Origin of the sequence: Gillisia sp. JM1 (genome assembly GCF_000424645.1) — a bacterium.
Taxonomy (GTDB): Bacteria; Bacteroidota; Bacteroidia; order Flavobacteriales; family Flavobacteriaceae; genus Gillisia.
In genome coordinates, this window is the sequence record NZ_KE384218.1 from 908,665 (window position 1) to 932,244 (window position 23,580).

Consider the following 23,580-nt stretch of genomic DNA (forward strand, 5'->3'; position numbering starts at 1 on the left):
GATGTCTTGATTTTATAAAACGAAAAGAGAACATCATTATAACGGGTGCCTCTGTGTAAGCTTCCCTTAAAACCGAACTGCTTAAAAGTAGAATAATTCTTAATTTTAAACAGTATGAAAAAAAGTAAATTTTCCCCACAACAGATCGCCAAGATTCTTAAGGAGTTTGATAATGGCAAAACTGCTGCAGAGATTAGCCGTGAACATGGTTTTAGTACCGCTGCTTTTTATAAGTGGCGAGAGCGCTATGGCGGGATGAGTGGTAAAGAGCTGAAACGCCTAAAGCAACTCAAAGAGGAGAACGGTAGACTTAAACAGATGTATGCGAGTCTTCATAACCTTGAACTCATTGTCATATTTCTTTGCCATAATTCAAATATAGTTTTTATGGACTCTATAAATTTGTAGCAATAAAGGTAGACACTCCATCAAGGATGAAATGAAAATGTTGGCCTTTCCTATGAAAATGGAAGAAGGCGGTGCAAGCGGTGCATTGGTGAAAACGAATGGATTTGACGCCGGACGAAATTCAACGATAATCTATTTTAGAAGTGATGATTGTGCTATTGAAGAAAGTAAAATTCCAAATGCGGGAGGGAAAATATTTAAGTCAAAACAGTCACTTGGCGAATATGGGTTTATGATTTTGGCATCTGACACAGAAGGTAATATGTTTGGGGTTCATTCACAAAAGTAAAAAGACATCGGATAAAAGAAATTGTATAGCAAATAGGGCGATTTGTCCAGCATTAGTAACCAGAAGCCGACAAGAACTCATATCTACTCTAGCTTTTTGCGTTAACCAATACTGTGTTGTCAACAATCTAAATAATTAATGAATATGAAAAAGATAGGTTTAATTGGTAGAATGTTGTGATACTCATCTCACGATCTATTATCAAATAATAAATGAGAAATTAGTGACAAATTAGACGGTTTTCATTCAGCAAAATGCAATTAGAACAAGGTCGTGCTAGATCAATTTTTGCTTGTGTAGAAAATCTTCGTAAGAAACAGAACAAAGACTATGGGCCATTTAAAAATTTTCCCTTAATTAAAGAGATAAATGTACCTTTTAAATAAAAGTTCAAGCTCTTTTTTAAAGTTTAAACTCTATCTTTACCTTAGAATGAAGGTCAATTAATATCAGTTGCTATTTATATGAATGGTAGTTATTTGATAAGTTATAAGCGTATATGATCCTTTAGACCCAATAAAATCAATGGTTTGCGCGGAAGGTTTGAATCCAGCCGAGGTCACTTAAAGCAGAAAGTCTCCACAATAGTGGGGGCTTTTTTTATTTCCGAAAAACCGAGCTTGCTCAAGATTTTGGAGGAAATAAAAATTCTCAACACCTAAATGGCGTGGTGACTTTCTATTTTCAGGCGGGAGGTTAATGGAAAAGCCCACGCTATTCCAGCCGAGGTCACTAATGAATAGTTTAATAAGGAAAAATTCCAAGTTCGCTTAAGCGTTTTTTTTGTTTGAAATATTATTAAAGTGGAGCTTTGAGTGATCACCGCAGGTAATCCTCCTGCCGGGGTTTCAAAAAAATCCGTAGCGAGAGCTCTAGATTTCTGTTTCGATAGAAGTTTTGTATTAAAATTTTACAACATACAATCTCGTTACTTTCTAAAAATCAAATATCTGTGTTATTGGGCGGCATAAATGCTATTTTCCTCGAAAAGAAAAATTAATATCCTAAACATTTTTTAATAAGTTGTTAATTCGTTTTCAAATTAGCTTATTGAATTTTTGGGTACTCATCTCCAAATCAGAATTATCCCTAAATATTTCTGAACGTGTTATTTCAAGTTAAGTTAATTCCCCGCAGTTATATTTCTATTTGTTTTTTGTTCAGAATATTTAATTAATTTTTAAATAATCATTGTTATGGATAAATTTCTACTTCGCTGTAAAGGGATATTCACGAGAATTCCCCTCTTTTTTATTGGATTTTTACTAGCTTTTTCCGGATGGGCGCAGACGGTTACAACCGATAAGCTTGATTACGCTCCGGGTGAGTACGTGATCATTACAGGGACTGGTTGGGAGCCCGGAGAATTGGTAGACTTCACTTTTGAAGAAACACCCAAGCCTGAGACCTGTGTAAATTCCCATGATATTTTTGCAATTGCTGATGCCATTGGGAATATTTATAATGATCAATTTTTGATTAAGGAAAATCACTTGGGAGTATCTTTTGTGTTGACGGCAACAGGCCAGATTTCAGGCAGAACTGCTGTTACGGAATTTACTGATGCAAATGTAAGAGTTAAGACTTCTTCTGGCGCCATAACTGTATCTGCTAGATTGACTAATTCTTTAAATTGTACTGGATCCGGAACAAACTCAAGTGGTTCTGCAGACACAGGAAATACTTATTCTATTGCTGTTACGAGTATGCATTCAGTACAACTAACTGCTCCAGCTACAAACTCACTTGGTGAGGTTTTTGATAAATGGACATCCAACACGAGTTTTAGTTTTCCAGATATCTCTAATCCAAGAGTAATTTGTGTTCGTGGTGACGTAAGTAATGGTGCAGTTACCTATACTGCTAATTACATTGTTTGTACAGCACCGAAAATAAATTGTCCTGGTAATCATACCGCAAATACTTCATCTGGTCTTTGCACGGCTAATGTTACCTATTCTGTAACATCAACTGGATCGCCCACACCAACTTTTTCATATACATTTAGTGGATCAACTACTGGTTCAGGTTCTGGAACGGGGAGTGGATTAACTTTTAATAAAGGCACCACAAACGTGTCTGTAAAAGCGACTAATTCTTGTGGGTCTAGTATCTGTAGCTTTACTGTTACAGTCAATGACAATCAAAATCCTGCCATCACTTGTCCTGCTCCGATCACACAAAGCAATGATGCTGGTGTTTGCGGTGCTGTGGTAACATATACTGCACCTGTAGGAACTGATAACTGTTCTGGTTCTACAACCACTCAGACAGCAGGTCTTGCGAGCGGATCTACGTTCCCTTTAGGAACCACGACCAATACCTTTACTATAACCGATGCAAGTGGTAATGCAACAAGCTGCTCATTCAGTGTTACGGTCAATGTTACAGAAGCGCCTGTCATCACTTGTCCTGCACCGCTCACACAAAGCAATGATGCTGGTGTTTGCGGTGCTGTGGTAACATATACTGCACCAGTAGGAACTGATAACTGTTCTGGTTCTACAACCACTCAGACAGCAGGTCTTGCTAGCGGATCTACGTTCCCTGTAGGAACCACGACCAATACCTTTACTGTAACCGATGCAAGTGGTAATGCAACAAGTTGCTCATTCACTGTTACGGTCAATGATACAGAAGCGCCTGCCATCACTTGTCCTGCTCCGATCACACAAAGCAATGATGCTGGTGTTTGCGGTGCTGTGGTAACTTATACTGCACCTGTAGGAACTGATAACTGTTCTGGTTCAACCACCACTCAGACAGCAGGTCTTGCGAGCGGATCTACGTTCCCTGTAGGAACAACGACCAATACCTTTACTGTAACCGATGCAAGTGGTAACTCTACAAGCTGCTCGTTCACTGTTACAGTCAATGATACAGAAGCGCCTGTCCTCACTTGTCCTAGTCCGATCACACAAAGCAATGACGCTGGTGTTTGCGGTGCTGTGGTAACATATACTGCACCTGTAGGAACTGATAACTGTTTTGGTTCAACCACCACTCAGACAGCAGGTCTTGCGAGCGGATCTACATTCCCTGTAGGAACCACGACCAATACCTTTACTGTAACCGATGCAAGTGGTAATGCAACAAGCTGCTCATTCAGTGTTACGGTCAATGATACAGAAGCGCCTGCCATCACTTGTCCTGCTCCGATCACACAAAGCAATGATGCTGGTGTTTGCGGTGCTGTGGTAACTTATACTGCACCTGTAGGAACTGATAACTGTTCTGGTTCTACAACCACTCAGACAGCAGGTCTTGCGAGTGGATCTACGTTCCCTGTAGGAACCACGACCAATACCTTTACGGTAACCGATGCAAGTGGTAATGCAACAAGCTGCTCATTCAGTGTTACGGTCAATGATACAGAAGCGCCTGCCATCACTTGTCCTGCTCCGATCACACAAAGCAATGATGCTGGTGTTTGCGGTGCTGTGGTAACTTATACTGCACCTGTAGGAACTGATAACTGTTCCGGTTCAACCACCACTCAGACATCAGGTCTTGCGAGCGGATCTACGTTCCCTGTAGGAACCACGACCAATACTTTTACTGTAACCGATGCAAGTGGTAATGCAACAAGCTGCTCGTTCACTGTTACGGTTATCGACGATGAAGCGCCAGTGATTACGTGCCCTATTGATAAATCCTTAGAATGTGGAGATGATACCTCGACCGCTAATACAGGAAATGCAACAGCCACTGATAATTGTGGAGTAGCTTCAATCAATTCATCAGATGAAATCATTCCAGGTAGCTGTCCTAATAATTATACAATCAAAAGGACTTTTACTGCTACCGACATTAATGGAAATTCATCTAGTTGTTCACAAACTATCACTGTTCAGGATACCAAAGAACCAGAAGTAACAAACCTTACTTCGCCAACTGCTCCTGTACAAGTTGGAACCGCTTTCAATATATCAGCCAATTATTCTGATTGTAGTTCACTAAAAACTCCAGTCTTTAGTTTTTCAAGTGATGGTGTGAATTTTATTTATGTGGATGCGGTGGTTTCTGATAGAACAATTAGTTTGTCGACCTTATTGCCCACGGGAGTTTATACGGTGACTTTATCAGTAACAGATGCTTGCGAAAACAATACAACGGTGACTTATCCGGACTATTTAGTGATCTACGATCCTGCTGGCGGCTTTGTTACCGGTGGTGGATGGATTTATTCTAAACCTGGAGCATTGGTTAATAGCCCATTAATTGAAGGTAAAGCAAACTTCGGATTTGTGGCCAAATATAAAACTGGCAAAACCAATACAACGGAAGTTGATGGTAACACCAACTTCCAATTTAAAGAAGGAGATTTCCACTTTAAGAGCAGTTCTTATGATAATATGTCCTTGGTTATATCTGGCGATAAAAAAGCCACTTATCGAGGTAATGGTACCGTGAACGGATCTGGCAGTCATAAGTTTATCGTCACCGTAATCGATGGAAATGGACTAGGTGGTGATGGCCTTGACAAATTCAGGATCAAAGTTTTTGCGAGCGGTTCTTCTAGTCAGGTTATTTATGACAACGAGTTAGGTGTTGCAGAAAATGCTGATGCTTCAACCGTAATTGGCGGTGGCTCCATCGTGATCCACAAACCTAAAGGAAAAGGCCAGGAAGTTGTGACTAAAGGTACTCCTATTATTATGCAAGACCTGCAGCCGGAAGTTTTGGAGAGCTTAACGATGACTCCTAATCCAGTAGTTTCCGTTTCTACAGTTAGGTTTAGTGTTAATGAAGATTCTAATGTCATTCTTAGAGTCTATGATTACTCTGGAAGACTAATTGAAACCTTGTTTACTGGATCTTTAAAAGCTTTGGAAAATAAAGACGTGATTTTTGAACGTAAAAATTTAATGAGCGGAATCTATATTTTAAAGCTTACAACAGCTACTGGACACTCCTATGACAAGCGAATTATAGTAGAATAATTAACCAATCAATTAATCATGGACAAATGCTTCAGCCAAAAAACTGAGGCATTTGATTTTTTGATAATATTAGGAAGCCTCGTTAAACCTTCTATAAAATGAGTTGATACTAAGTGGATTAAAGTAAATTTATCTTCCAAACGACAAACAATATTTATGATAACCTACTACAATAAGTTCGAAATTGAAACTGCTATGAGGGTAATTGTTAAAGATTATTTGAAAAATTGCATTGAATGTGAAGAATTATCTGAAGACTTTATAGATCTAATTAAATATAATTTTCTAGCAAAATATGTATCTTTTAATAAGGAAGAGAAAGCAATAGAAATTGGGGTGGAAGATACAACTGCAACCGATTCTCATTATCCAGTAATAGAGATTTTCTCTTTTCCAATTAAGAAATCGAATAAATGGTTAGATAATTCTTTTAAATATGAAAATGATGATTTTGCTTTTTATGGACGATTGCTGAATAGAAGAAAATATAATTATAGGGATGCCGAAGTTGTGGTATTGTAAATAACAAAATTAAATATTAAAAAAAGAGAGGAACTTAAATTTAAGTTCCTCTCTTTTTTTAATGCCTCAAGGAGGGTCAAATTTCCCGTATTGAGAGTTATCGGGATGCATTGAAATTTTGAAGTTATTTTACTCCCGAACCATCGGAATATACCTCATTGTCCCGAGGTTCTTGATTTGTTTTCGCAATGTCGTCAAGAATCATTTTTGCATGAATTCTGGAATTCTCTATAAACCACTTGTGAGTTTCCATTCCTCCACAAATTACTCCCGCCAGATAAATTCCTGGAATATTGGTTTCCATTGTGTTTTCATTATAGGTTGGAATTCTCTTTTCATCTGGAGAAAGGGATATCCCGATAGATTTCAAAAATTCAAAATTTGGACGATATCCTGTGAGCAACACTACAAAATCATTTTCTATTCTTATTTGTCCGTCTGGAGTATCAATAAGAATATCCTTTTCCGTGATTTCTTTTATTGAGGAGGAAAAATATGCCTTGATACTACCTTCTTCTACACGATTAATTATATCTGGTCTCACCCAATATTTTACTCGCTCTCCTATAGCTTTTTCTCGCACTACCATAGTAACATCTCCACCTTTACGGTAGATCTCCAATGCGGCATCTACAGCAGAATTACTTGCACCTACTACAATAGTTTTTTGAGTTGCATAGTAATGCGGATCGTTATAATAATGACTCACTTTTGGAAGATCTTCTCCGGGAATATTCAAATAGTTTGGAATGTCATAAAAGCCTGTGGCAACAATTATGTTTTTGGAAGTGTAAGAAGCTTTTGTGGTTGTTACTTTATGAAGCTTATTTTCCAGGGTTTCTACAGAATTCACTTTTTCAAATAAATGAATATTCAATTCATTGGAAGTCGTGATCCTTCTATAATACTCTAAAGCTTCAGCTTTATGCGGCTTCGGATTGGTGCTTATAAAAGGTATGTTGTCTAATTCTAATTTTTCAGAAGTAGAAAAGAATGTCATATTAGTAGGGTAGTGGTAAATAGAATTTACCAAGCATCCTTTTTCTAAAATAACATAGCTTAATCCATGTTTTTTAGCTTCCAGTCCGCAGGCAATCCCAATTGGACCTCCCCCAATAATAACGATGTCTAATGTTTTATGAATTTGCAATTTCCTTAAGTCCTTTAATAGTTTCTATTTGATTGGAAGCTTTAAACACATAACTTCCGGCAACCAGAACATCTGCTCCTGCTTTAGCTAACGCTGCTGCATTTTTATCGGTTACTCCACCATCAACTTCAATTAGTGTTTTGGCACCAGCATTTTCAATAATCGTTTTTAATTGTTTCACTTTATTATAAGTGTTTTCAATAAAACTCTGACCACCAAATCCTGGATTAACGCTCATTATAAGAACTAGGTCGATATCTTTGATGGTATCTTTCAATAAATCTACATTAGTATGAGGATTTAGAGCAACACCCGCTTTCATGCCTTCAGCTTTAATAGCCTGAATGGTTCTATGAAGATGCGTACATGCTTCGTAATGTACCGTTAGAATATCAGATCCAAGCTCAGCAAATTCTTTGATGTATCTATCCGGATCTACGATCATTAAGTGAACATCAATAGTCTTTTTTGCGTGTTTTGCAATAGCCTTTAAAACCGGCATTCCGTAAGAAATATTTGGAACAAAAACACCATCCATAATATCAATATGAAACCAGTCGGCTTCACTATTATTTATCATTTCCAGGTCTCTTTGTAAATTCCCAAAGTCGGCTGCTAATACAGAAGGGGCAATTAATTTTGTGCTCATAAGTATTGTGTGTCGTTATAGTGCGCACAAAAATAGCAAGAAAAATAGGTTCCTTCTTTCTAAATAGGTAAAAAAACCTTCAATATATTTTCCACAGCTATTTGAGCACTCTTCTCTAAAACCTTTGTCTGATTTAAATAATGTTGAAATTTCTCTTGGTCATAATCGGCAGAATCTAAAACAAAATCACAAGCAAATCCATCATAAGCCTCTTTATGGATATCTTTCCCAAATATCTGAATAATATCATGATGGCGCTTATCTGATTTTATAGTATCGAATAGTTCAGAAATTTTCTTTTTTTCACCTTCTATAATTTGAAAAAAATTCCCATCAGAAAAAAGTAAAAGTCCGGTTATGTCATTTTGGTTATTCCATGTTTTACTTGAATTCAAAATATTTTCAATTTCTTTTTTTTCCAATTCATCGGAAGCTGTACTTACATATACTATAGCATATCTCATAGTATTAATTTTAATTGTTAATTTTTAAAATGATCTTCTATAACCTTTTTAGCCGCATTAAAACCGCACATTCCATGAACTCCACCACCTGGTGGTGTAGAGGAGGAACAAATATAAACCCTTGGATCGGGTGTTGAATAAGGGGATAAAGTGATAATTGGTCTAGTGAATAGTTGCGTTATATCCTGTTTTCCTCCGTTGATATCTCCCCCTATTAAATTGGGATTCCAGTGTTGTAATTGAACGGTGTTCATCTTTGAACGCTGCAGGATTATATCTTTAAAACCCGGTGCTGCACGTTCAATCTGATTTTCAATTATTTCTGAATAATCTTTTATACTTCCATTTGGAACATGAACATAGCCCCAGGCTGTATATTTTCCCTCCGGGGCTCTAGTTTTATCAAAATTACTATGTTGGGCGATCAGGACGTAAGGTGTATCTGTCATCTTTTTTTTATGTATTCCTTTTTCCGATTCCTCTATTTCTTGGGTAGAAAATCCAATATGTACAGTTCCGGATTTTCGGCAATTTTCATTAGTAAACGGAATAGGTTCGCTCAAGGCCCAATCTATTTTAAATATTCCAGCGCCGTAATTGTAAGCTGCCATTCTAGATTTGTATAGGTTATTGAAATCAAATCCTTTTATATTCAGAAGCTGTTTTGGAGTAAGATCAAACAAATAAGCTTTAGCATTTGGTAATTGTTCCAAGTGCTCAATTTTATTGTTGAGAAACAACTCTCCCCCAAGGGAACGGTAGTATGCCAGAAGCGAATTCGTGAAATTCTGAGCTCCGCCCTTAGGAAATGGCCAGCCAAATTTATGAGCTATTGTGGTTAATACAAGTCCAAATGAGGCAGAAGCGATATTGGTAAGAGGCAAAGTGGAATGAGCTGCAGAGCCATAAAAAAAAGCTTTGGTTTTTTCATTTTTAAAATAATGATCTGCCAATAGCTTGGCTGAGGGAAGGGCTTTTAAACCAAATTTTAAAAAATCAACTGGATGTTCTGGAATCCCTAAAGGTGCTAACAGGTCTTTATCCAGGTTATTCCAGTTTTTCACAATCGATTCAAAAATATTTAGATAGGCTTGCCTGTCCTCTCCAAGCTGATCTGCGGTTTTATTAAGGTCTTGATAACACGAGAGAGCAGTTCCATCTGTAAAAGGGTGGGAGTAAGGTATTTCTGGAAATATCCATTCTAAACCAAAATCCTCTAATGGCAAATTACGGAAGAAAGGAGATGCGTATCCAAGTGGAAGAATAGCAGAACCCACATCGTGTTTAAAACCCTCGAGCGTTAACTCCTCTGTTCTGGTGGCTCCTCCTGGAGTGGAGGCTTGTTCAAAAATCGCGGTTTTTAATCCGTTTTGCTGAAGATAAATAGCGGCAGCCAATCCATTTGATCCACTACCAGTAATAATCGCATCATAGTTTTCAGTCATTATGGTAATTTCTTTAAATCTAAGCTTTCCAGATATTCCTTAAATGTAATTGCCCCATGTTTTCTGCTATCATATCATGGGTAGTAATAAAATTAAAAGAATCAAGTTTATCGCCCAAATTATTACTAAAAAATTTTGGAATAGCAAATCCTATTTCAGGAACATTTTTTGGTACTTTAATGATCTGAGCTCCAATTTTTTCTTTAATCATTTCTGCCATTTCCATTCTCGTATGGATTAGGGGACCACCAACTTCAATTATATTTGGTTCTTCGTGCAAATGTTTTACTACTACTTCTGCAAGATCGGTTTGATGTATACTATTAGTTCGTGCATTCCCAGAACCCACAATAGGAATTACCTTTCGTTTTTCCATTATTGCGGGATCGTCTAAACATGAATATAAACCAACAGGTCTAAAAAATGTATAATTCAAGCCTGAAGCTATTAATTCTTCTTCAAAAAGTTTAAGTGCTTTCGGGATGGTATAGTCTTCTGAAATATCAGCTCCCTTGATTGAAATATAAATAAATTTTTTCACCTTGTTTTTTACTGCATCCTCAAGAATATTCTTATTTGCTTTAAAATCAGTTTCATAAAAAGAATTATAGGAAGAGGAAAAAAAACTGAGATTCTTACCCATTGCAGAAATCACAAATGAAATATCCTTGTTAATATTTTTTAGTTCTGCACTTTGAAAAGAAACATCTGCTTGCCAGATACCGTTAGGGTAGGGAGATAATTTTTTCTCTCCTTCTTCAGAACTCGTAATTACTCTAATAGGAATTTTTTTTTCTGAAAGAAGCTTAACTATTTCGAGTCCTAGGACTCCCGATGCCCCTGCAACAAATACTTTATCACTTTCCATAATTTTCCCTATATACTTAGTTGAATTTAGTTAAAAGGGCCAAAACATGAAAATATTTTCGATTGATTAACACAATTTTAAATGATGATATGAAATTATTCAAATCTGAATATTGAATATCCGTATTATGTGAATTGATCAATTATTCACTTAAAAATGGTCACTTCACCTGTACCGAAGCCTCGGGAGTTTCAGGGTCTAAAACCAGCTAAAATGTGTTGTTGAAAAAATTATGGTATGGCGGAAACAAGCAATATAATTGTTTGTATACTACTCAATAGAACAAATTTGGACTTTAAGTATAAAATATTAAGATTTGTAGCGCTAATATATTCCTTCGGAGAAATTATTCATGATCTTTTTAACAGAAGTTTGTATGGAAGGATTTAAAGTTTCAACCTGAGATAAATATCTGCCAAAATCCTCTTCCTGAATTTGAGAATTAAGGGTTATAAAGTCTGCGGAATACCCCTCAAAATTTGCTTCGTCAATTTCCTTTTCAAAAATTGCCATTACATTGTAATGGCGGAAATCATATTTTATCTTTTGAAAAAGAGCCTTTAAGGTCTCCATTTCACCTTCTAATACCTGAAAAAAATTGCCTTCTAAAAAAAGAAGGATCCCAGTTATGCCACGGTCAATGTTTCTTTTTTTACTAGAATCCAGAATTTTTTTAATTTCTGTTTCTGTAAGGTTTTCGTTGGCAGAACTTACATAACTAATGGCGTAATGCATGATTATGGGGTTAATAGGTTAACCCGCAAGCTAGTTATTTAAATAAACCAATTTGAAATTATTTGTTGTAATTTATTTAATATCACTAAAAATCATAAAATGAAACAACCCCAGAATTATTCCGATTTTACACTCACCAATCAAGAATCAAACAGAGATCTCAATTTTAGGGTGGACTAAACTGTTGTGACTTTACTGGAATTTTATTCCAGTTATGGAATTGAGATTTTACTTTTTAGTGTGTTTCAAACTTCAAATATATTACTACCAATAAAACGATAATTTTATCCGTAAACAGTCCTAAAAGTTAATTTCAATATATCTAAGCCAAATATTCCTTTAACCCAGTCCTCAAGGGAGGTCTTATTCTCATAATTTGGAATAACACTAAATTTTTTTGATGTATATAGGATGAGGGTAAACAAAAGTATTGCATTATTAATGTTTAGAATATTTAATAAGCGGCAAAGCGGATACACTAAAAATACGTAGAACTATTTTTGTACTTAATACTTAATATCGATTTACAATTGATCTGCTTCTATTATATAGATCATTTTTGCTCAGATTGAAAACCGATAAATCAGCAGACAAAACTGTGGCGGACAATATGTGTAATTTATAATTATCCTCTGAATTATTTTAAAAAAAAAGCTATAAGGATTAGATGCCCTCAGCAAAATTGTTTAAAATATAACGCACAGAACTCTGAATTTTAGGATTTAATTTCTCAATTTGAGAGAAGTAGAGCGCTAAATTTCTAGACTGAAAGCGAGAATCCAAGGAAATAAAATCCGATTGATAGTCATCAAATTTTGTTTCAGATACTTCTTTTTCGAAAATCACCATCACATTATAATGTCTTTCATCTTTTTCGATTCTTGACAATAGGGATTTCAGTAGGTCTTTTTCACCTTCGAGTACTTGAAAAAAATTTCCGTCAGAATAGAGAAGTATCCCGGTGATACCATTGTCATTATTCCAGTTTCTCGTGTATTTCAGTACTTTAAGAATATCATCTTCAGTAAGATTGGAATTTACAGAACTTACGTAGCTAATTGCATAACGCATGGAGATAAGATTATAGGTTACATTTTACTAAAATAACAATAATTATAAACTGTTTAATGGTATTTTCAATGTTATCAAATAAAATTTAGACATGAAAAAACCCCGGTCATCACTCCGAGGTCATTCATCAATCAAAAAACGAACAGTTATCCCAATAGATATCGGGAATATACTGTTGTCATCGTTATGGGAAATTTATCCCAAGTATGTTTTTAAGATTTTGCTTCTAGAAGTATGTTTCAATCTTCTAATCGCTTTTTCTTTGATCTGTCTAACTCTCTCACGAGTAAGATCAAAAGTTTCGCCTATTTCTTCTAATGTCATAGGGTGTTGGTCACCAAGACCAAAATACAATCTAATAACATCTGCTTCACGTGGAGTAAGCGTTTCTAAAGCGCGTTCTATTTCTGTTCTAAGAGATTCATGTAATAATTCTCTATCCGGATTAGGAGACTCCCCAGAACGTAAAACGTCATACAAGTTAGAGTCTTCACCTTCTACCAAAGGAGCATCCATAGATACGTGACGGCCAGAATTCTTCATAGATTCCTTTACGTCATTAATAGTCATATCCAGTTCTTTTGCAATTTCTTCAGCACTTGGTGGGCGCTCATGAGATTGTTCAAGAAAAGCGAATGTTTTATTGATCTTGTTTATAGAACCAATTTTATTCAATGGCAAACGTACAATACGAGATTGCTCTGCCAATGCTTGCAGGATAGATTGTCTAATCCACCATACTGCGTAGGATATAAATTTAAAACCACGAGTTTCATCAAAACGTTTCGCAGCTTTAATTAATCCTAAATTTCCTTCGTTAATAAGATCGGGAAGAGTTAATCCCTGATTTTGATATTGCTTTGCTACCGAAACGACAAAACGCAAGTTCGCTTTTGTTAATTTCTCTAGTGCACGGTCATCACCCGCTTTAATTTTTTGTGCTAATTCTACCTCTTCTTCAGCAGTAATTAGGTCTACTTTACCAATTTCTTGCAAATACTTATCTAGCGAAGCGGTTTCTCTGTTAGTTACCTGCTTCGTAATTTTAAGTTGTCTCATCTATCTTCTCCCTGGATTTTTAATTGTGAATAGCTCTTGTATTAAGTTATACGTAAGAATTCACGAAAATGTTACAAAAGTCCTACTAATTCTTTTTGGGCGCTCCCCCTCAATCCATAAAAATGGATTTCACGGTCGGGCTTTTCGCTTCAAGTCCTCACTCCCTGTGGTCGCTTCGGGCTTTTTGCTGCAATCCCTAACGCAAATAAATTTATTTAAAAACTCGCACAAAAAAAAGAGGCCGATTTTTCAATCGACCTCTTTAAACTAATTTTAATAGCTTAGTCTCTATTTTCTCTAGGCTTGCGATCTCTATCATCACGTCCTCTAGAATCTCTAGATCCTCTGTTATCACGACCTCTGTCGTTATTTTCTCTTGGCTTAGGTGCAACATAACCTTCTGGCTTGTCCATCAAGGCCTTACGAGAAACTTTATCTTTACGTGTACGTTTGTCTAGGCCAAAGTATTTTACATCAAACACATCGCCCATGTTTACAACATCGCTTACATTTTCTGTACGTTCCCAAGCTAACTCAGATACGTGTAATAATACTTCGTTTCCTGGTGCATCCAAATATTCTACAACAGCACCAAAATCTAACATCTTGATTACTTTTACTTCATATACAGATCCCACTTCTGGCTTAAAGGTGATAGAATCAATCTTCGCTAATACCGCGTCGATTCCTTCTCGTCCTGTTCCCAAAATTTCAACAATACCTTCTTCGGTTACTGGATCTTCGTTAATAACGATCGTACATCCAGTTTCTTTTTGAAGTTCTTGAATAACTTTTCCTCCTGGTCCAATTAATGCACCAATAAATTCATTTTTAATACGAACGGAAACCATTTTTGGAGCATATTCTTTCACATCTGCTCTAGGAGCAGCAATAGTGTCAGTTATTTTCTCAAGAATGTGTAAACGACCTTCTCTTGCTTGTTTTAATGCACTCACAAGAATCTCGTAACCTAATCCTTTAACCTTAATATCCATCTGGCAAGCGGTAATACCATCTGCCGTTCCAGTTACTTTAAAATCCATATCTCCCAAGTGATCTTCATCACCAAGAATATCAGATAATACTGCATATTTTCCAGATTCAGCATCAGAAATTAATCCCATTGCAATCCCAGAAACTGGCTTCTTCATCTGTATCCCTGCATCCATCATTGCCATTGTTCCAGCACAAACAGTTGCCATAGAAGAAGAACCGTTAGATTCTAAAACTTCAGAAACTACACGTACTGTGTAAGGACAATCATCTGGTACCATTCCTTTTAATCCACGTTGAGCCAAGTTACCGTGACCAACTTCTCTACGAGATGTTCCACGAATAGGTCTTGCTTCACCAGTACAGAAAGGAGGGAAGTTATAGTGAAGGTAGAAATTTTCTTCTCCTTCATAAGATGGCATATCTATTTTATTTGAGTCTCTAGAAGTACCTAAAGTTACTGTAGCTAATGCCTGAGTTTCTCCACGTGTAAAGATTGCAGATCCGTGTACAGAAGGTAAATAATCAATCTCACACCAGATGTCACGTACTTCGTCAGTCCTACGACCGTCTAAACGTAGACCTTCGTTAAGTGTAAGGTCACGAACTGCAGCTTTTTCAGCTTTGCGATAGTAGTCTGAGACTAAGCCACCATATTCTTCTAATTCTTCTTCAGAGAAAGATGCTTTCACCTCTTCTTTGATGTTAGCGAATGCGGTTGTACGTTCTTGCTTAGAAGAACCAGCTTTTGCAACAGCATAGACTTTATCATAAGCCATATCATGAACTTTCTTCGCTAAACTTTCATTTTCAACAGCGCGGTCATACTCACGTACTTCTTTTCTCCCGAAAGCATCAGCTAAACGGTGTTGTGCATCAATCTGAAGTTTAATAGCTTCATGAGCGAACTTAATGGCTTCTGTCATTTCTTCTTCAGAAATTTCATCCATTTCACCTTCCACCATCATTACAGAATCTGCAGAAGCTCCAATCATCATATCTATGTCAGATTCTAATAACTGTGCTCTAGTTGGGTTGATTACAAACTCACCATTTACACGTCCTACTCTGGCTTCAGAGATAGCACATTCAAAAGGGAAATCTGATAATTGAATTGCTGCAGAAGCGGCAAGACCTGCCATAGCATCTGGCATCACATCTTCATCATGAGACATTAACTGAATCATTACTTGTGTTTCAGCACTGTAATCTTTCGGGAATAATGGGCGTAGTACACGATCCACTAAACGCATTGTTAAAACTTCACCATCACTAGGGCGTGCTTCTCTTTTAAAGAAACCACCTGGGTAACGTCCTGCTGCTGCAAATTTTTCACGGTAATCTACCGTTAAAGGTAAGAATGGCAAATCCTTTTGTTCGTAGTTAGAAACTACAGTACAAAGCATCATGCATTTTCCAGACTGAACCACTACGGATCCGTGTGCCTGTTTTGCTAATTTTCCGGTTTCGATAGAAATTTCTCTACCATCCCCAAGATCGATAACCTCTTTAAAAACTTTTGGTATCATATTGTTTTTTTTCAATTCCAATTTGCATGAATGCAAATCGTGTGTTATACAATGGTCTTCGTCTTTCTGGACGAACAAGTTGTGTTGTTGTGTGGTTGTTGTGTGACCAATGAAAAACTACTCTTTGACTTTGCTAAGAGTAAAATTTTAAAATAATTCTAAAGACAGTGAGAAGTTATATTAATACGAATAAAAAAAAGGGAGCATATAGCTCCCCTGAAAATTATTTTCTTAATCCTAATTCTTTTACGATAGCACGGTATCTTAAGACATCTTTCTTCATTAAATAATCAAGTAGATTTCTTCTTTTACCTACTAATCTTACAAGAGATCGCTCAGTATTATAATCTTTACGATTTGTTTTTAAATGTCCAGAAAGGTGTGAAATACGTTGTGTGAACAATGCGATTTGACCTTCTGCGGATCCAGTGTTTTTGGCACTATTTCCGTGTTTTTTAAAAAGCTCTTGCTTTTCTTCCTTAGTTAAATACATTCCAATATTAATTTTAATGATTTTTATGTACAGACAGTATTTCTGTCAAGGCGCAAATATACTATATTTTTATTAAACCTTATAGAAGTGAAATCTTTTATTGATCAAGTAAAAGGAATTACTAAAACATCCTAATTTAACTTCTAACTGGCTGATTTAAAATTAAGTCCAAATATAAATTCACGTTATCTTTTAATTCAGATCTTGGGGTTATAAAGTCCAAAAACCCATGATCTTTTAAATACTCTGCAGTCTGAAAATCCTTTGGTAAATCTTGCCCTGTGGTATCTTTTACAATCCTTGGTCCTGCAAATCCAATAAGCGCTCCAGGTTCAGAAATATTAATATCTCCTAACATTGCGAAAGAGGCTGTAGTTCCTCCTGTAGTTGGATCTGTACATAATGAAATATAAGGAATATTGGCATCTGCCAATTGTGCTAATTTCACAGATGTTTTGGCCATTTGCATTAAAGATAATGCAGCTTCCATCATTCTTGCACCTCCAGATTTCGAGATGATCATGAATGGGATATTATTTATTAAGGCGTGATTTGCTGCTCGGGCAATTTTTTCACCTACAACAGAACCCATAGATCCTCCTATGAAACTAAAGTCCATACAGGCAATTACTAGTTCATTACCTTTAGACTTTCCAACTGCGGTTCTCACAGCATCTGTAAGTCCAGTTTTTTCTTGTGCAGCTTTTAATCTCTCGGTATATTTTTTAGTGTCCGTAAATTTTAATGGATCTTTAGATTCTATATTTTTATCAAGCTCTTTGAATTTGTTGTCGTCAAAAAGAATTTTAAAATATTCTTTGCTTCCAATTCTAACATGATATCCATCTTCTGGGCTTACATAGAAATTCTTCTCTAATTGGTCCGCATCTACTATCTTCCCTGTAGGTGATTTATACCATAATCCTTTTGGTACATCTTTCTTATCTTCAGTGGCAGTTTGAATTCCTTTTTGTGTTCTTTTAAACCAAGCCATAATTTATATTCTAATGAAAAAACTGAAATAATTAATAATTATTTCAGTTTTCGTTTTATTAAAGTGTATTTACGTTATTAAGGTCTTCAAATGCTTGTTTAAGTCTATTCTTAAAAGTGACTTCACCAGCACGTAACCAAACTCTTGGGTCGTAATATTTCTTATTAGGCACTTCTGCTCCGTCAGGATTTCCGATTTGGGCTTTTAAATATTCTTTTTTGTCTCCCATATAATCACGAATTCCTTCAGCAAAGGCATATTGAAGATCGGTATCTATATTCATTTTTATAACTCCATAACCAATAGCTTCTCTAATTTCTTCTACGGAAGATCCACTTCCACCGTGAAAAACAAAATCTATATGATTATCTCCTAATCCATGCTTCTTACTTAAATATTCTTGAGAATTCTTAAGAATTTTTGGAGTTAGTTTTACATTCCCTGGTTTGTAAACTCCATGCACATTTCCAAAGGCTGCAGCAATAGTAAATTGATCACTCACTTTGCTCAGCTCTTCAAAAGCATAAGCTACCTCTTCGGGTTGTGTGTATAATTTAGAATCATCTACATCGGTGTTGTCTACTCCATCTTCTTCACCTCCAGTTATTCCTAGTTCGATCTCTAAGGTCATTCCCATCTTGCTCATTCTTTCAAGATATTTTTTACATATCTCAATATTCTCTTCAATAGATTCTTCAGAAAGATCTATCATATGAGAACTGTACAATGGTTTGCCATGTTCTTTGTAGAACTTTTCTCCTGCATCCAAAAGTCCATCTATCCAAGGCAATAATTTTTTAGCGCAATGATCTGTATGTAAGATCACGGTTGCTCCATAAGCCTTTGCAAGCTCGTGGATGTGTAAAGCTCCTGCAACCCCACCAGCAATAGCTGCTTTTTGATTTTCATTAGAAAGTCCTTTCCCTGCATTAAACTGTGAACCTCCATTTGAGAACTGAATAATAACCGGAGAGTTTAGATCTGCTGCAGTTTCCATAACGGCGTTTACAGTGCTAGAACCAACCACATTTACTGCGGGAAGAGCAAATCCTTTTTCTTTTGCGTACTTAAAAATTTCTTGTACTTCTTTTCCAGTAGCAACCCCTGGTTTTATATTATGACTCATATTAGTTAGTTTAAATTAAGATTTACAAAAATAAGAAAATTAGTTTGTTTAGAACGGATAATTGATGCCTACGTTATAAACAGCATGGGATAGATTGTAATCTTTAAACCATCTAGCACCCAGAGCTCTTGACGGATCATAAGTTTTAAGACCAACATCGAATCGCAACACGAAAAAATTAAAATCGTATCTCAAGCCAGCTCCAGAACCAATAGCAATATCTTTAAGATCTGATAGTGAAGTGAAAGTAGCGGCAGGATCTTCCACGATATCCAGCACATTCCAAATGTTTCCAACATCAATAAAAAACGCACTATTTAAGGCTCCAAAAAGATTATATCTATACTCTGCATTAAACGCCAATTTCAAATTGGCTTCATTAAATTCGTTTTTTCCTCCAGTACTACCTGGACCCAGGTCATAGGCTTGCCAAGCTCTGTTGTCATTAGGTCCTCCTGCAAAAAAACTTCTAATAAATGGTATGCTATTAGCATTTCCATAAGGAATGGCAATACCTGAAAATGCTCTTATGGCAAAAATGTTTTTATTTCCCCAATCCCAATGTTTTATATAGTCTATTTCGGTTTTAACGTATTGAGAATAATTTACTCCTAAAAGATCGTATCTCCCCTGATTATCTTTTTTCGCCCCTGTCAGACTCGAAAAAGCAGCTAGAAAATTTCCTGCAGTTTCAATCTTAAACCGAAATCGGGAAAAATCATCATCATATAAATTATCTTTATTATTGCTCAAATAAGTAAAACTTGATCCAAAAATCAAATTATTTTCTGTTAGTCTATTTTTGCGCTCGCTTATATTATTAACTAATTGTCTTTGATCTGTTGAAACCCCAGAGGTATTAGGATCGTTTTGAATTACATCACTAATGAAATTTTCTGCACCAGTAGGAATAATTAATTCTCCGTTTTCATTAATATAGCTCGGGTTTGTGACTACATCTCCAGATTGAACAATTTCATTTAGGTTTTTATAAGAGTTTTGATATACATTAAAATAATTGTCTGTATTTAAATTTCGGACATATTGAATATTTAAAAGATCTAGTCTATGGGAAAGTATTTTTGAAGGATTCCATTTGTAATTTAGAATACCGTTCAAGTTCCGTTTATCTAATCCTATATTGTTCTGCGTGCTAATCCCTAAACTTAAGGTTGTAAACGGAGACATGTATTTCGGAATAAATTTCTGTGTATCAAAAGGCATGAAAATCCGAGGGAAAATAAGCTTGATATCTGCACCAATTTCAGAAATATTGAAGAATTGATCTTGCGAGCTTCCTCTTGCAGCATCTGAAGAGGAACCAACACTTCCTCTAGCTGAAACCTCAAAATTTTCGGCACCCTTAAAAACATTTCGAATTAAAAGCGAGCCCCCAAAGCCAACCCCAAAATCTTGGATATTACTTTGAGAAATATCAAAATCGAATCCTAATGAATATTTAGGCTGCGGACTTAAAAAAATATTTGCTATCAAATCGGTGTTTGTACTATCAGTAGGATCCAATGAGTACTCAATATTGGGGTATTTAAACACTCGCAAAGAACTCATTCTGTTGTAAGTTCGGGTTCTGTCTGTATCTTTAAAGATCTCTCCCGGTTTTATAAAAATGGCATCTGTAATAGCGCGAGGTTTATACTTAAGCTCATCGAAACTATAAATATTATATCCTTTATAGTTAGCGCTATCGGTTACTGGTTTATAACGATTATTAAAAGTGTAATCTGTAAACACATTCACTTTACTTATGGTGTGTATTTTAAAAGGGACTCTTGCTGTAGTATCCCCTTGGGTAACTTGTCTGTTATTAATTATAACTGTGGCATTTACCTTATATTTAGTTCCTACAGTATCAGCTTCAAAACTTATATATTCTTGATCGAAATAGTAAACACCATTATTTCTGAATAATCTGGACAATCGATCCCTTTCGGCATTAAAATCTAAAGTTTTGTATTGCACGCCCGAAGTAATTAAGGAACTGGCAGAATATGCATTGTATATGGAATCTATTACTACCGAACCGATTCTTTGGTTTATGGTATCTACAATATAGGGCTCATAGGAAGTGACAAAATAATCTATTTCACCTCTTTTATTTTCTTTAGGTTTTATCTCATAATCTATTTCAGCATCAAACCAACCATTATTAAAGTACCAGGCTTGAAGTCTGTTTTTAGATTTTTTGGTTAATTCTTCTTTTATAATTACAGGTGCTTCTCCTGTTTTTTTGATCCACTTATTTAGATCTATGTAAGATTCTTCAATTTTATCCACCTGTTTTTGAGAATAAATATTCTCTAATCGCTTAATTCTATTTGGTTTTTTCTGAAGCCAATTTTGGAAAACTGAATCTGGATTTTGTTTTGCTAGATTATAAAAATGAAGTCTAATTGGAGAGCCTAATAGCTTTGCATTAGGCTCCTGGTATACTTGGTTGTAAATTCTAGATTCCTTAATTTTTTCACCATTAAGAAAAATGGTGTTTTCCGTAAGTAGTAATTCGTCGTTATTGACTCTTTTTACAGCATCACAAGAAATGAAAAATGCCAAGGTTAAAAATAATAACGATATTTTTGCGGGATAGCGTTTCAATAAAGCTGAATTAAGGATTCAAAAATACATTAATTGCATGGTTAGCAAAAGCCAAATTAAGTTAATAACAAGTCTTGAGCAAAAAAAACATCGAACCAAAATGGGTCTGTTTGTTGTTGAGGGAAAAAAGGGAATTGAGGAGGTTTTAGAATCAAATTTTGAATTGTATTCTCTCTTTACCACCAAAGATATTTTTAACGCCGCTCAGGATAAAACTCATCTAATATCTGAAGTTGAACTAAAAAAAATAAGCAGCTTAAGCACTCCGCAAATAGTTTTGGCTATTTTTAAAATTCCAGTTCAAACTGAAATAAAATTAGACGGATTGGTTATTGCTTTAGACGGGGTAAGGGATCCTGGAAATTTGGGAACTATAATTAGACTTTGTGATTGGTTTGGGGTGCAAACCTTGTTGTGTTCTTTAGATACGGTAGATTGTTACAATTCTAAAGTGGTTCAGGCTAGCATGGGAAGTATTACAAGAGTAAAGATTGATTATGTAGACTTGCCATTATTTCTGAAGGAAAATAATTCTCATCTTAAAGCAGGAACTTTTCTTGAAGGTAAAAATTTATTTGTTTCAGAAATGCCTAAAGACTCTATACTTATTTTAGGAAATGAGGCCAATGGTATTTCTGAAGATATCAAAAAGTTAGTGGAAAAGAAAATTAACATTCCTCAATTCAGCAATGCAAAAAACACAGAGAGTTTAAATGTTGCAACAGCAACTGCTATTTTATTAAGTGAATTTAGACGGAAGGAAAATTATTGAAAAGTAAAATTTAAAAATATACCCCTAGTTCTCATTTGTTCCACATTGCCTGTATATATACTATTTGGATTTGCATCTCTAACTAATTCATCATTTATAGCGAATATTCCTCTTAATGAAGGTGAGAATTTGAAATATGGCAAATATAGATCTAACCCGACACCAACCTCGTAATAAAATGTATTGGTTTTCATTCTAAACTGGCCAACACTATTATCATCTGGATTATTTTCGTTACTAGATAAATTTATTGAAGTAGAAGCCCCTGCTAATACAAATGGCCTAAAATTGTTGAGCCTGTCTGCAGAAAATTTAATCAATAAAGGGATATGTACATAAGTAGAATTAATCTCCCGGATAGTATTTTGATCTGCTTTTGTGACTTGAAAATTTCGGGTATTAAAGGTGACACCAGGTTCTAAACGTAGATCGAAATTATGGTTTAGTTTTAAGCTTCCAACTAAACCCACATTGAAGCCTATCGATCTTTCAATATTAAAATCCTTTCCAAGGAGAGGACTCGGACTATACTGTTTATAATCAAAATCAAAATCATAGGTATTAAAGCCCAAGTAATATCCCCAAGACCATCTTTTGTTATCTATGTTTTCTTGATTAATAATGCTTTCTCCTGAAAATATCTGAGCATTTGCTTGAGAACAGAACAAACAAAGCCCTAAAATGGCAACAATTTTTTTCATATAGTTATTTAGAAGCTGTGTATATGGTTGCGACACCAAATGTTTGAGGCTTATCATCTATATCTATAAACCCAATTTTACTTAAAATATTGTTGAACTTTGCTCCATATGGAAAAACTGCTGCACTTTCACTCAAATAGGAGTAGGCTGCTTTGTCCTTCGAAAATAATTTTCCAATCACTGGTAACAGTTTCGAGGAATAAAATTTATAACCTTGTTTGTAGGGGAATTTGGTAGGAACAGAGGTTTCCAAAACTACAAAAATTCCATTAGGTTTTAAAACGCGATAAATCTCTGAAAGTCCTTTTTCTAAATTTTCAAAATTTCTAACCCCAAATGCTACAGTAATCGCATCAAAAGTTCCATCTTCGAAAGGAAGGGCTTCAGAATCTGCTTGAACCATTTTTATTTTTTCTGAGAGATGCTTAGCTCCAATCTTTTTTCTTCCTACTTCCAGCATTCCTTCAGAAATATCTAATCCAATTATATCTTTAGCGCCGGTTTCTACTAAGTTAATAGCCAAATCCCCTGTTCCAGTAGCAATGTCCAGAATATTTTCTGGATTTCTTTCCTTTACTAAATCAACAACTTTTTTACGCCATTTAATATCTATTCCAAATGAAATAACACGATTAAGTCCGTCGTAATTTTCAGAAATATTATCAAACATTTGAGTTACCTGCTCTTTTTTGTTAAGCGAAGAATCTTTGTAGGGCGTTACTTTTTTATCCATCAGAAAAATTTGATTCAAAGATA

Annotated in this window: 19 protein-coding genes and 1 pseudogene; 5 read left to right on the top strand and 15 right to left on the bottom strand. The window is 35.5% G+C overall.

Annotated elements, in window-relative coordinates:
• Positions 1 to 114: 114 nt before the first annotated feature.
• From H033_RS19795 to H033_RS0107450, 4 genes and pseudogenes are all read left to right on the top strand, one after another.
• Positions 115 to 333, top strand: a pseudogene (locus H033_RS19795) (transposase); the annotation flags it as partial.
• Positions 334 to 460: 127 nt separating this feature from the next.
• Complete coding sequence (locus H033_RS19800) at positions 461 to 697, top strand: VOC family protein (protein ID WP_196809427.1); 237 nt, start codon at positions 461 to 463, stop codon at positions 695 to 697.
• Between the two features lie 1,196 nt (positions 698 to 1,893).
• Positions 1,894 to 5,640, top strand: coding sequence for an HYR domain-containing protein (locus H033_RS22045; protein ID WP_026837735.1), 3,747 nt, complete (start codon positions 1,894 to 1,896; stop codon positions 5,638 to 5,640).
• A 156-nt stretch (positions 5,641 to 5,796) separates the two neighbouring features.
• Positions 5,797 to 6,162: a hypothetical protein gene (locus H033_RS0107450; protein ID WP_026837736.1), complete on the top strand. Its 366-nt coding sequence runs from the start codon at positions 5,797 to 5,799 to the stop codon at positions 6,160 to 6,162.
• Between the two features lie 124 nt (positions 6,163 to 6,286).
• Here the strand turns inward: H033_RS0107450 and H033_RS19810 are convergent, their stop codons facing one another.
• The 13 genes from H033_RS19810 to H033_RS0107515 all read right to left on the bottom strand — a co-directional run bounded on the left by H033_RS19810 (position 6,287) and on the right by H033_RS0107515 (position 21,351).
• Positions 6,287 to 7,312, bottom strand: a complete 1,026-nt coding sequence (locus H033_RS19810) for a YpdA family putative bacillithiol disulfide reductase (RefSeq protein ID WP_051227836.1) — start codon at positions 7,310 to 7,312, stop codon at positions 6,287 to 6,289.
• The gene (gene rpe, locus H033_RS0107460; protein WP_026837737.1) at positions 7,299 to 7,961 is read right to left on the bottom strand and encodes a ribulose-phosphate 3-epimerase; all 663 of its coding nucleotides are present in this window, start codon (positions 7,959 to 7,961) and stop codon (positions 7,299 to 7,301) included. Before rpe ends, H033_RS19810 begins: the two co-directional genes overlap by 14 nt.
• 59 nt (positions 7,962 to 8,020) lie before the next feature.
• Positions 8,021 to 8,425, bottom strand: a complete 405-nt coding sequence (locus H033_RS0107465) for a BLUF domain-containing protein (protein ID WP_026837738.1) — start codon at positions 8,423 to 8,425, stop codon at positions 8,021 to 8,023.
• Positions 8,426 to 8,442: 17 nt separating this feature from the next.
• Positions 8,443 to 9,870 (bottom strand): phytoene desaturase family protein, encoded by a 1,428-nt coding sequence (locus H033_RS0107470; protein WP_026837739.1) that lies wholly within the window; start codon positions 9,868 to 9,870, stop codon positions 8,443 to 8,445.
• Between the two features lie 19 nt (positions 9,871 to 9,889).
• Positions 9,890 to 10,738 (bottom strand): NAD(P)H-binding protein, encoded by an 849-nt coding sequence (locus H033_RS0107475; RefSeq protein WP_026837740.1) that lies wholly within the window; start codon positions 10,736 to 10,738, stop codon positions 9,890 to 9,892.
• A gap of 324 nt (positions 10,739 to 11,062) precedes the next feature.
• Entirely contained in the window at positions 11,063 to 11,473 is a 411-nt protein-coding gene (locus H033_RS0107480; RefSeq protein ID WP_026837741.1) for a BLUF domain-containing protein, read from the bottom strand.
• 663 nt (positions 11,474 to 12,136) lie between these two features.
• Positions 12,137 to 12,544, bottom strand: a complete 408-nt coding sequence (locus H033_RS0107485) for a BLUF domain-containing protein (RefSeq protein WP_026837742.1) — start codon at positions 12,542 to 12,544, stop codon at positions 12,137 to 12,139.
• Positions 12,545 to 12,739: 195 nt separating this feature from the next.
• Complete coding sequence (locus tag H033_RS0107490; protein ID WP_010230640.1) at positions 12,740 to 13,603, bottom strand: RNA polymerase sigma factor RpoD/SigA; 864 nt, start codon at positions 13,601 to 13,603, stop codon at positions 12,740 to 12,742.
• Positions 13,604 to 13,884: 281 nt separating this feature from the next.
• On the bottom strand, positions 13,885 to 16,125 hold the full coding sequence (locus tag H033_RS0107495) for a polyribonucleotide nucleotidyltransferase (RefSeq protein WP_026837743.1): 2,241 nt from the start codon (positions 16,123 to 16,125) through the stop codon (positions 13,885 to 13,887).
• Between the two features lie 223 nt (positions 16,126 to 16,348).
• Positions 16,349 to 16,618 carry a 30S ribosomal protein S15 gene (rpsO, locus tag H033_RS0107500; protein ID WP_026837744.1) on the bottom strand — a complete coding sequence of 90 codons (270 nt, stop codon included), beginning with the start codon at positions 16,616 to 16,618 and terminating at the stop codon, positions 16,349 to 16,351.
• A 136-nt stretch (positions 16,619 to 16,754) separates the two neighbouring features.
• A complete protein-coding gene (accD, locus tag H033_RS0107505) occupies positions 16,755 to 17,612 on the bottom strand; it encodes an acetyl-CoA carboxylase, carboxyltransferase subunit beta (RefSeq protein ID WP_026837745.1) in 858 nt (285 codons plus the stop codon).
• Between the two features lie 58 nt (positions 17,613 to 17,670).
• Entirely contained in the window at positions 17,671 to 18,738 is a 1,068-nt protein-coding gene (fbaA, locus tag H033_RS0107510; RefSeq protein WP_026837746.1) for a class II fructose-bisphosphate aldolase, read from the bottom strand.
• A 48-nt stretch (positions 18,739 to 18,786) separates the two neighbouring features.
• The gene (locus tag H033_RS0107515; RefSeq protein ID WP_026837747.1) at positions 18,787 to 21,351 is read right to left on the bottom strand and encodes a BamA/TamA family outer membrane protein; all 2,565 of its coding nucleotides are present in this window, start codon (positions 21,349 to 21,351) and stop codon (positions 18,787 to 18,789) included.
• Positions 21,352 to 21,388: 37 nt separating this feature from the next.
• On the opposite strand from H033_RS0107515, the gene H033_RS0107520 reads away from it, so the two are divergent.
• Entirely contained in the window at positions 21,389 to 22,123 is a 735-nt protein-coding gene (locus H033_RS0107520) for a TrmH family RNA methyltransferase (protein WP_026837748.1), read from the top strand.
• On the opposite strand, the gene H033_RS0107525 is transcribed toward H033_RS0107520, so the two are convergent.
• Both H033_RS0107525 and ubiE read right to left on the bottom strand, forming a co-directional pair.
• Positions 22,117 to 22,824, bottom strand: coding sequence for a porin family protein (locus H033_RS0107525; protein WP_026837749.1), 708 nt, complete (start codon positions 22,822 to 22,824; stop codon positions 22,117 to 22,119). The two genes, H033_RS0107520 and H033_RS0107525, sit on opposite strands and share 7 nt — an antisense overlap.
• 4 nt (positions 22,825 to 22,828) lie before the next feature.
• Positions 22,829 to 23,557: a bifunctional demethylmenaquinone methyltransferase/2-methoxy-6-polyprenyl-1,4-benzoquinol methylase UbiE gene (gene ubiE / locus H033_RS0107530; RefSeq protein WP_026837750.1), complete on the bottom strand. Its 729-nt coding sequence runs from the start codon at positions 23,555 to 23,557 to the stop codon at positions 22,829 to 22,831.
• Positions 23,558 to 23,580 lie beyond the last annotated feature (23 nt).

Bases quoted from the DNA above. Each gene is read 5' to 3' on its own strand.
- H033_RS19800 (WP_196809427.1), top strand. From the start codon at position 461: ATGAAAATGGAAGAAGGCGGTGCAAGCGGTGCATTGGTGAAAACGAAT.
- H033_RS22045 (WP_026837735.1), top strand. From the start codon at position 1,894: ATGGATAAATTTCTACTTCGCTGTAAAGGGATATTCACGAGAATTCCC.
- H033_RS0107450 (WP_026837736.1), top strand. From the start codon at position 5,797: ATGATAACCTACTACAATAAGTTCGAAATTGAAACTGCTATGAGGGTA.
- rpe (WP_026837737.1), bottom strand. From the start codon at position 7,961: ATGAGCACAAAATTAATTGCCCCTTCTGTATTAGCAGCCGACTTTGGG.
- H033_RS0107465 (WP_026837738.1), bottom strand. From the start codon at position 8,425: ATGAGATATGCTATAGTATATGTAAGTACAGCTTCCGATGAATTGGAA.
- H033_RS0107470 (WP_026837739.1), bottom strand. From the start codon at position 9,870: ATGACTGAAAACTATGATGCGATTATTACTGGTAGTGGATCAAATGGA.
- H033_RS0107475 (WP_026837740.1), bottom strand. From the start codon at position 10,738: ATGGAAAGTGATAAAGTATTTGTTGCAGGGGCATCGGGAGTCCTAGGA.
- H033_RS0107480 (WP_026837741.1), bottom strand. From the start codon at position 11,473: ATGCATTACGCCATTAGTTATGTAAGTTCTGCCAACGAAAACCTTACA.
- H033_RS0107485 (WP_026837742.1), bottom strand. From the start codon at position 12,544: ATGCGTTATGCAATTAGCTACGTAAGTTCTGTAAATTCCAATCTTACT.
- H033_RS0107490 (WP_010230640.1), bottom strand. From the start codon at position 13,603: ATGAGACAACTTAAAATTACGAAGCAGGTAACTAACAGAGAAACCGCT.
- H033_RS0107495 (WP_026837743.1), bottom strand. From the start codon at position 16,125: ATGATACCAAAAGTTTTTAAAGAGGTTATCGATCTTGGGGATGGTAGA.
- rpsO (WP_026837744.1), bottom strand. From the start codon at position 16,618: ATGTATTTAACTAAGGAAGAAAAGCAAGAGCTTTTTAAAAAACACGGA.
- accD (WP_026837745.1), bottom strand. From the start codon at position 17,612: ATGGCTTGGTTTAAAAGAACACAAAAAGGAATTCAAACTGCCACTGAA.
- fbaA (WP_026837746.1), bottom strand. From the start codon at position 18,738: ATGAGTCATAATATAAAACCAGGGGTTGCTACTGGAAAAGAAGTACAA.
- H033_RS0107520 (WP_026837748.1), top strand. From the start codon at position 21,389: ATGGTTAGCAAAAGCCAAATTAAGTTAATAACAAGTCTTGAGCAAAAA.
- H033_RS0107525 (WP_026837749.1), bottom strand. From the start codon at position 22,824: ATGAAAAAAATTGTTGCCATTTTAGGGCTTTGTTTGTTCTGTTCTCAA.
- ubiE (WP_026837750.1), bottom strand. From the start codon at position 23,557: ATGGATAAAAAAGTAACGCCCTACAAAGATTCTTCGCTTAACAAAAAA.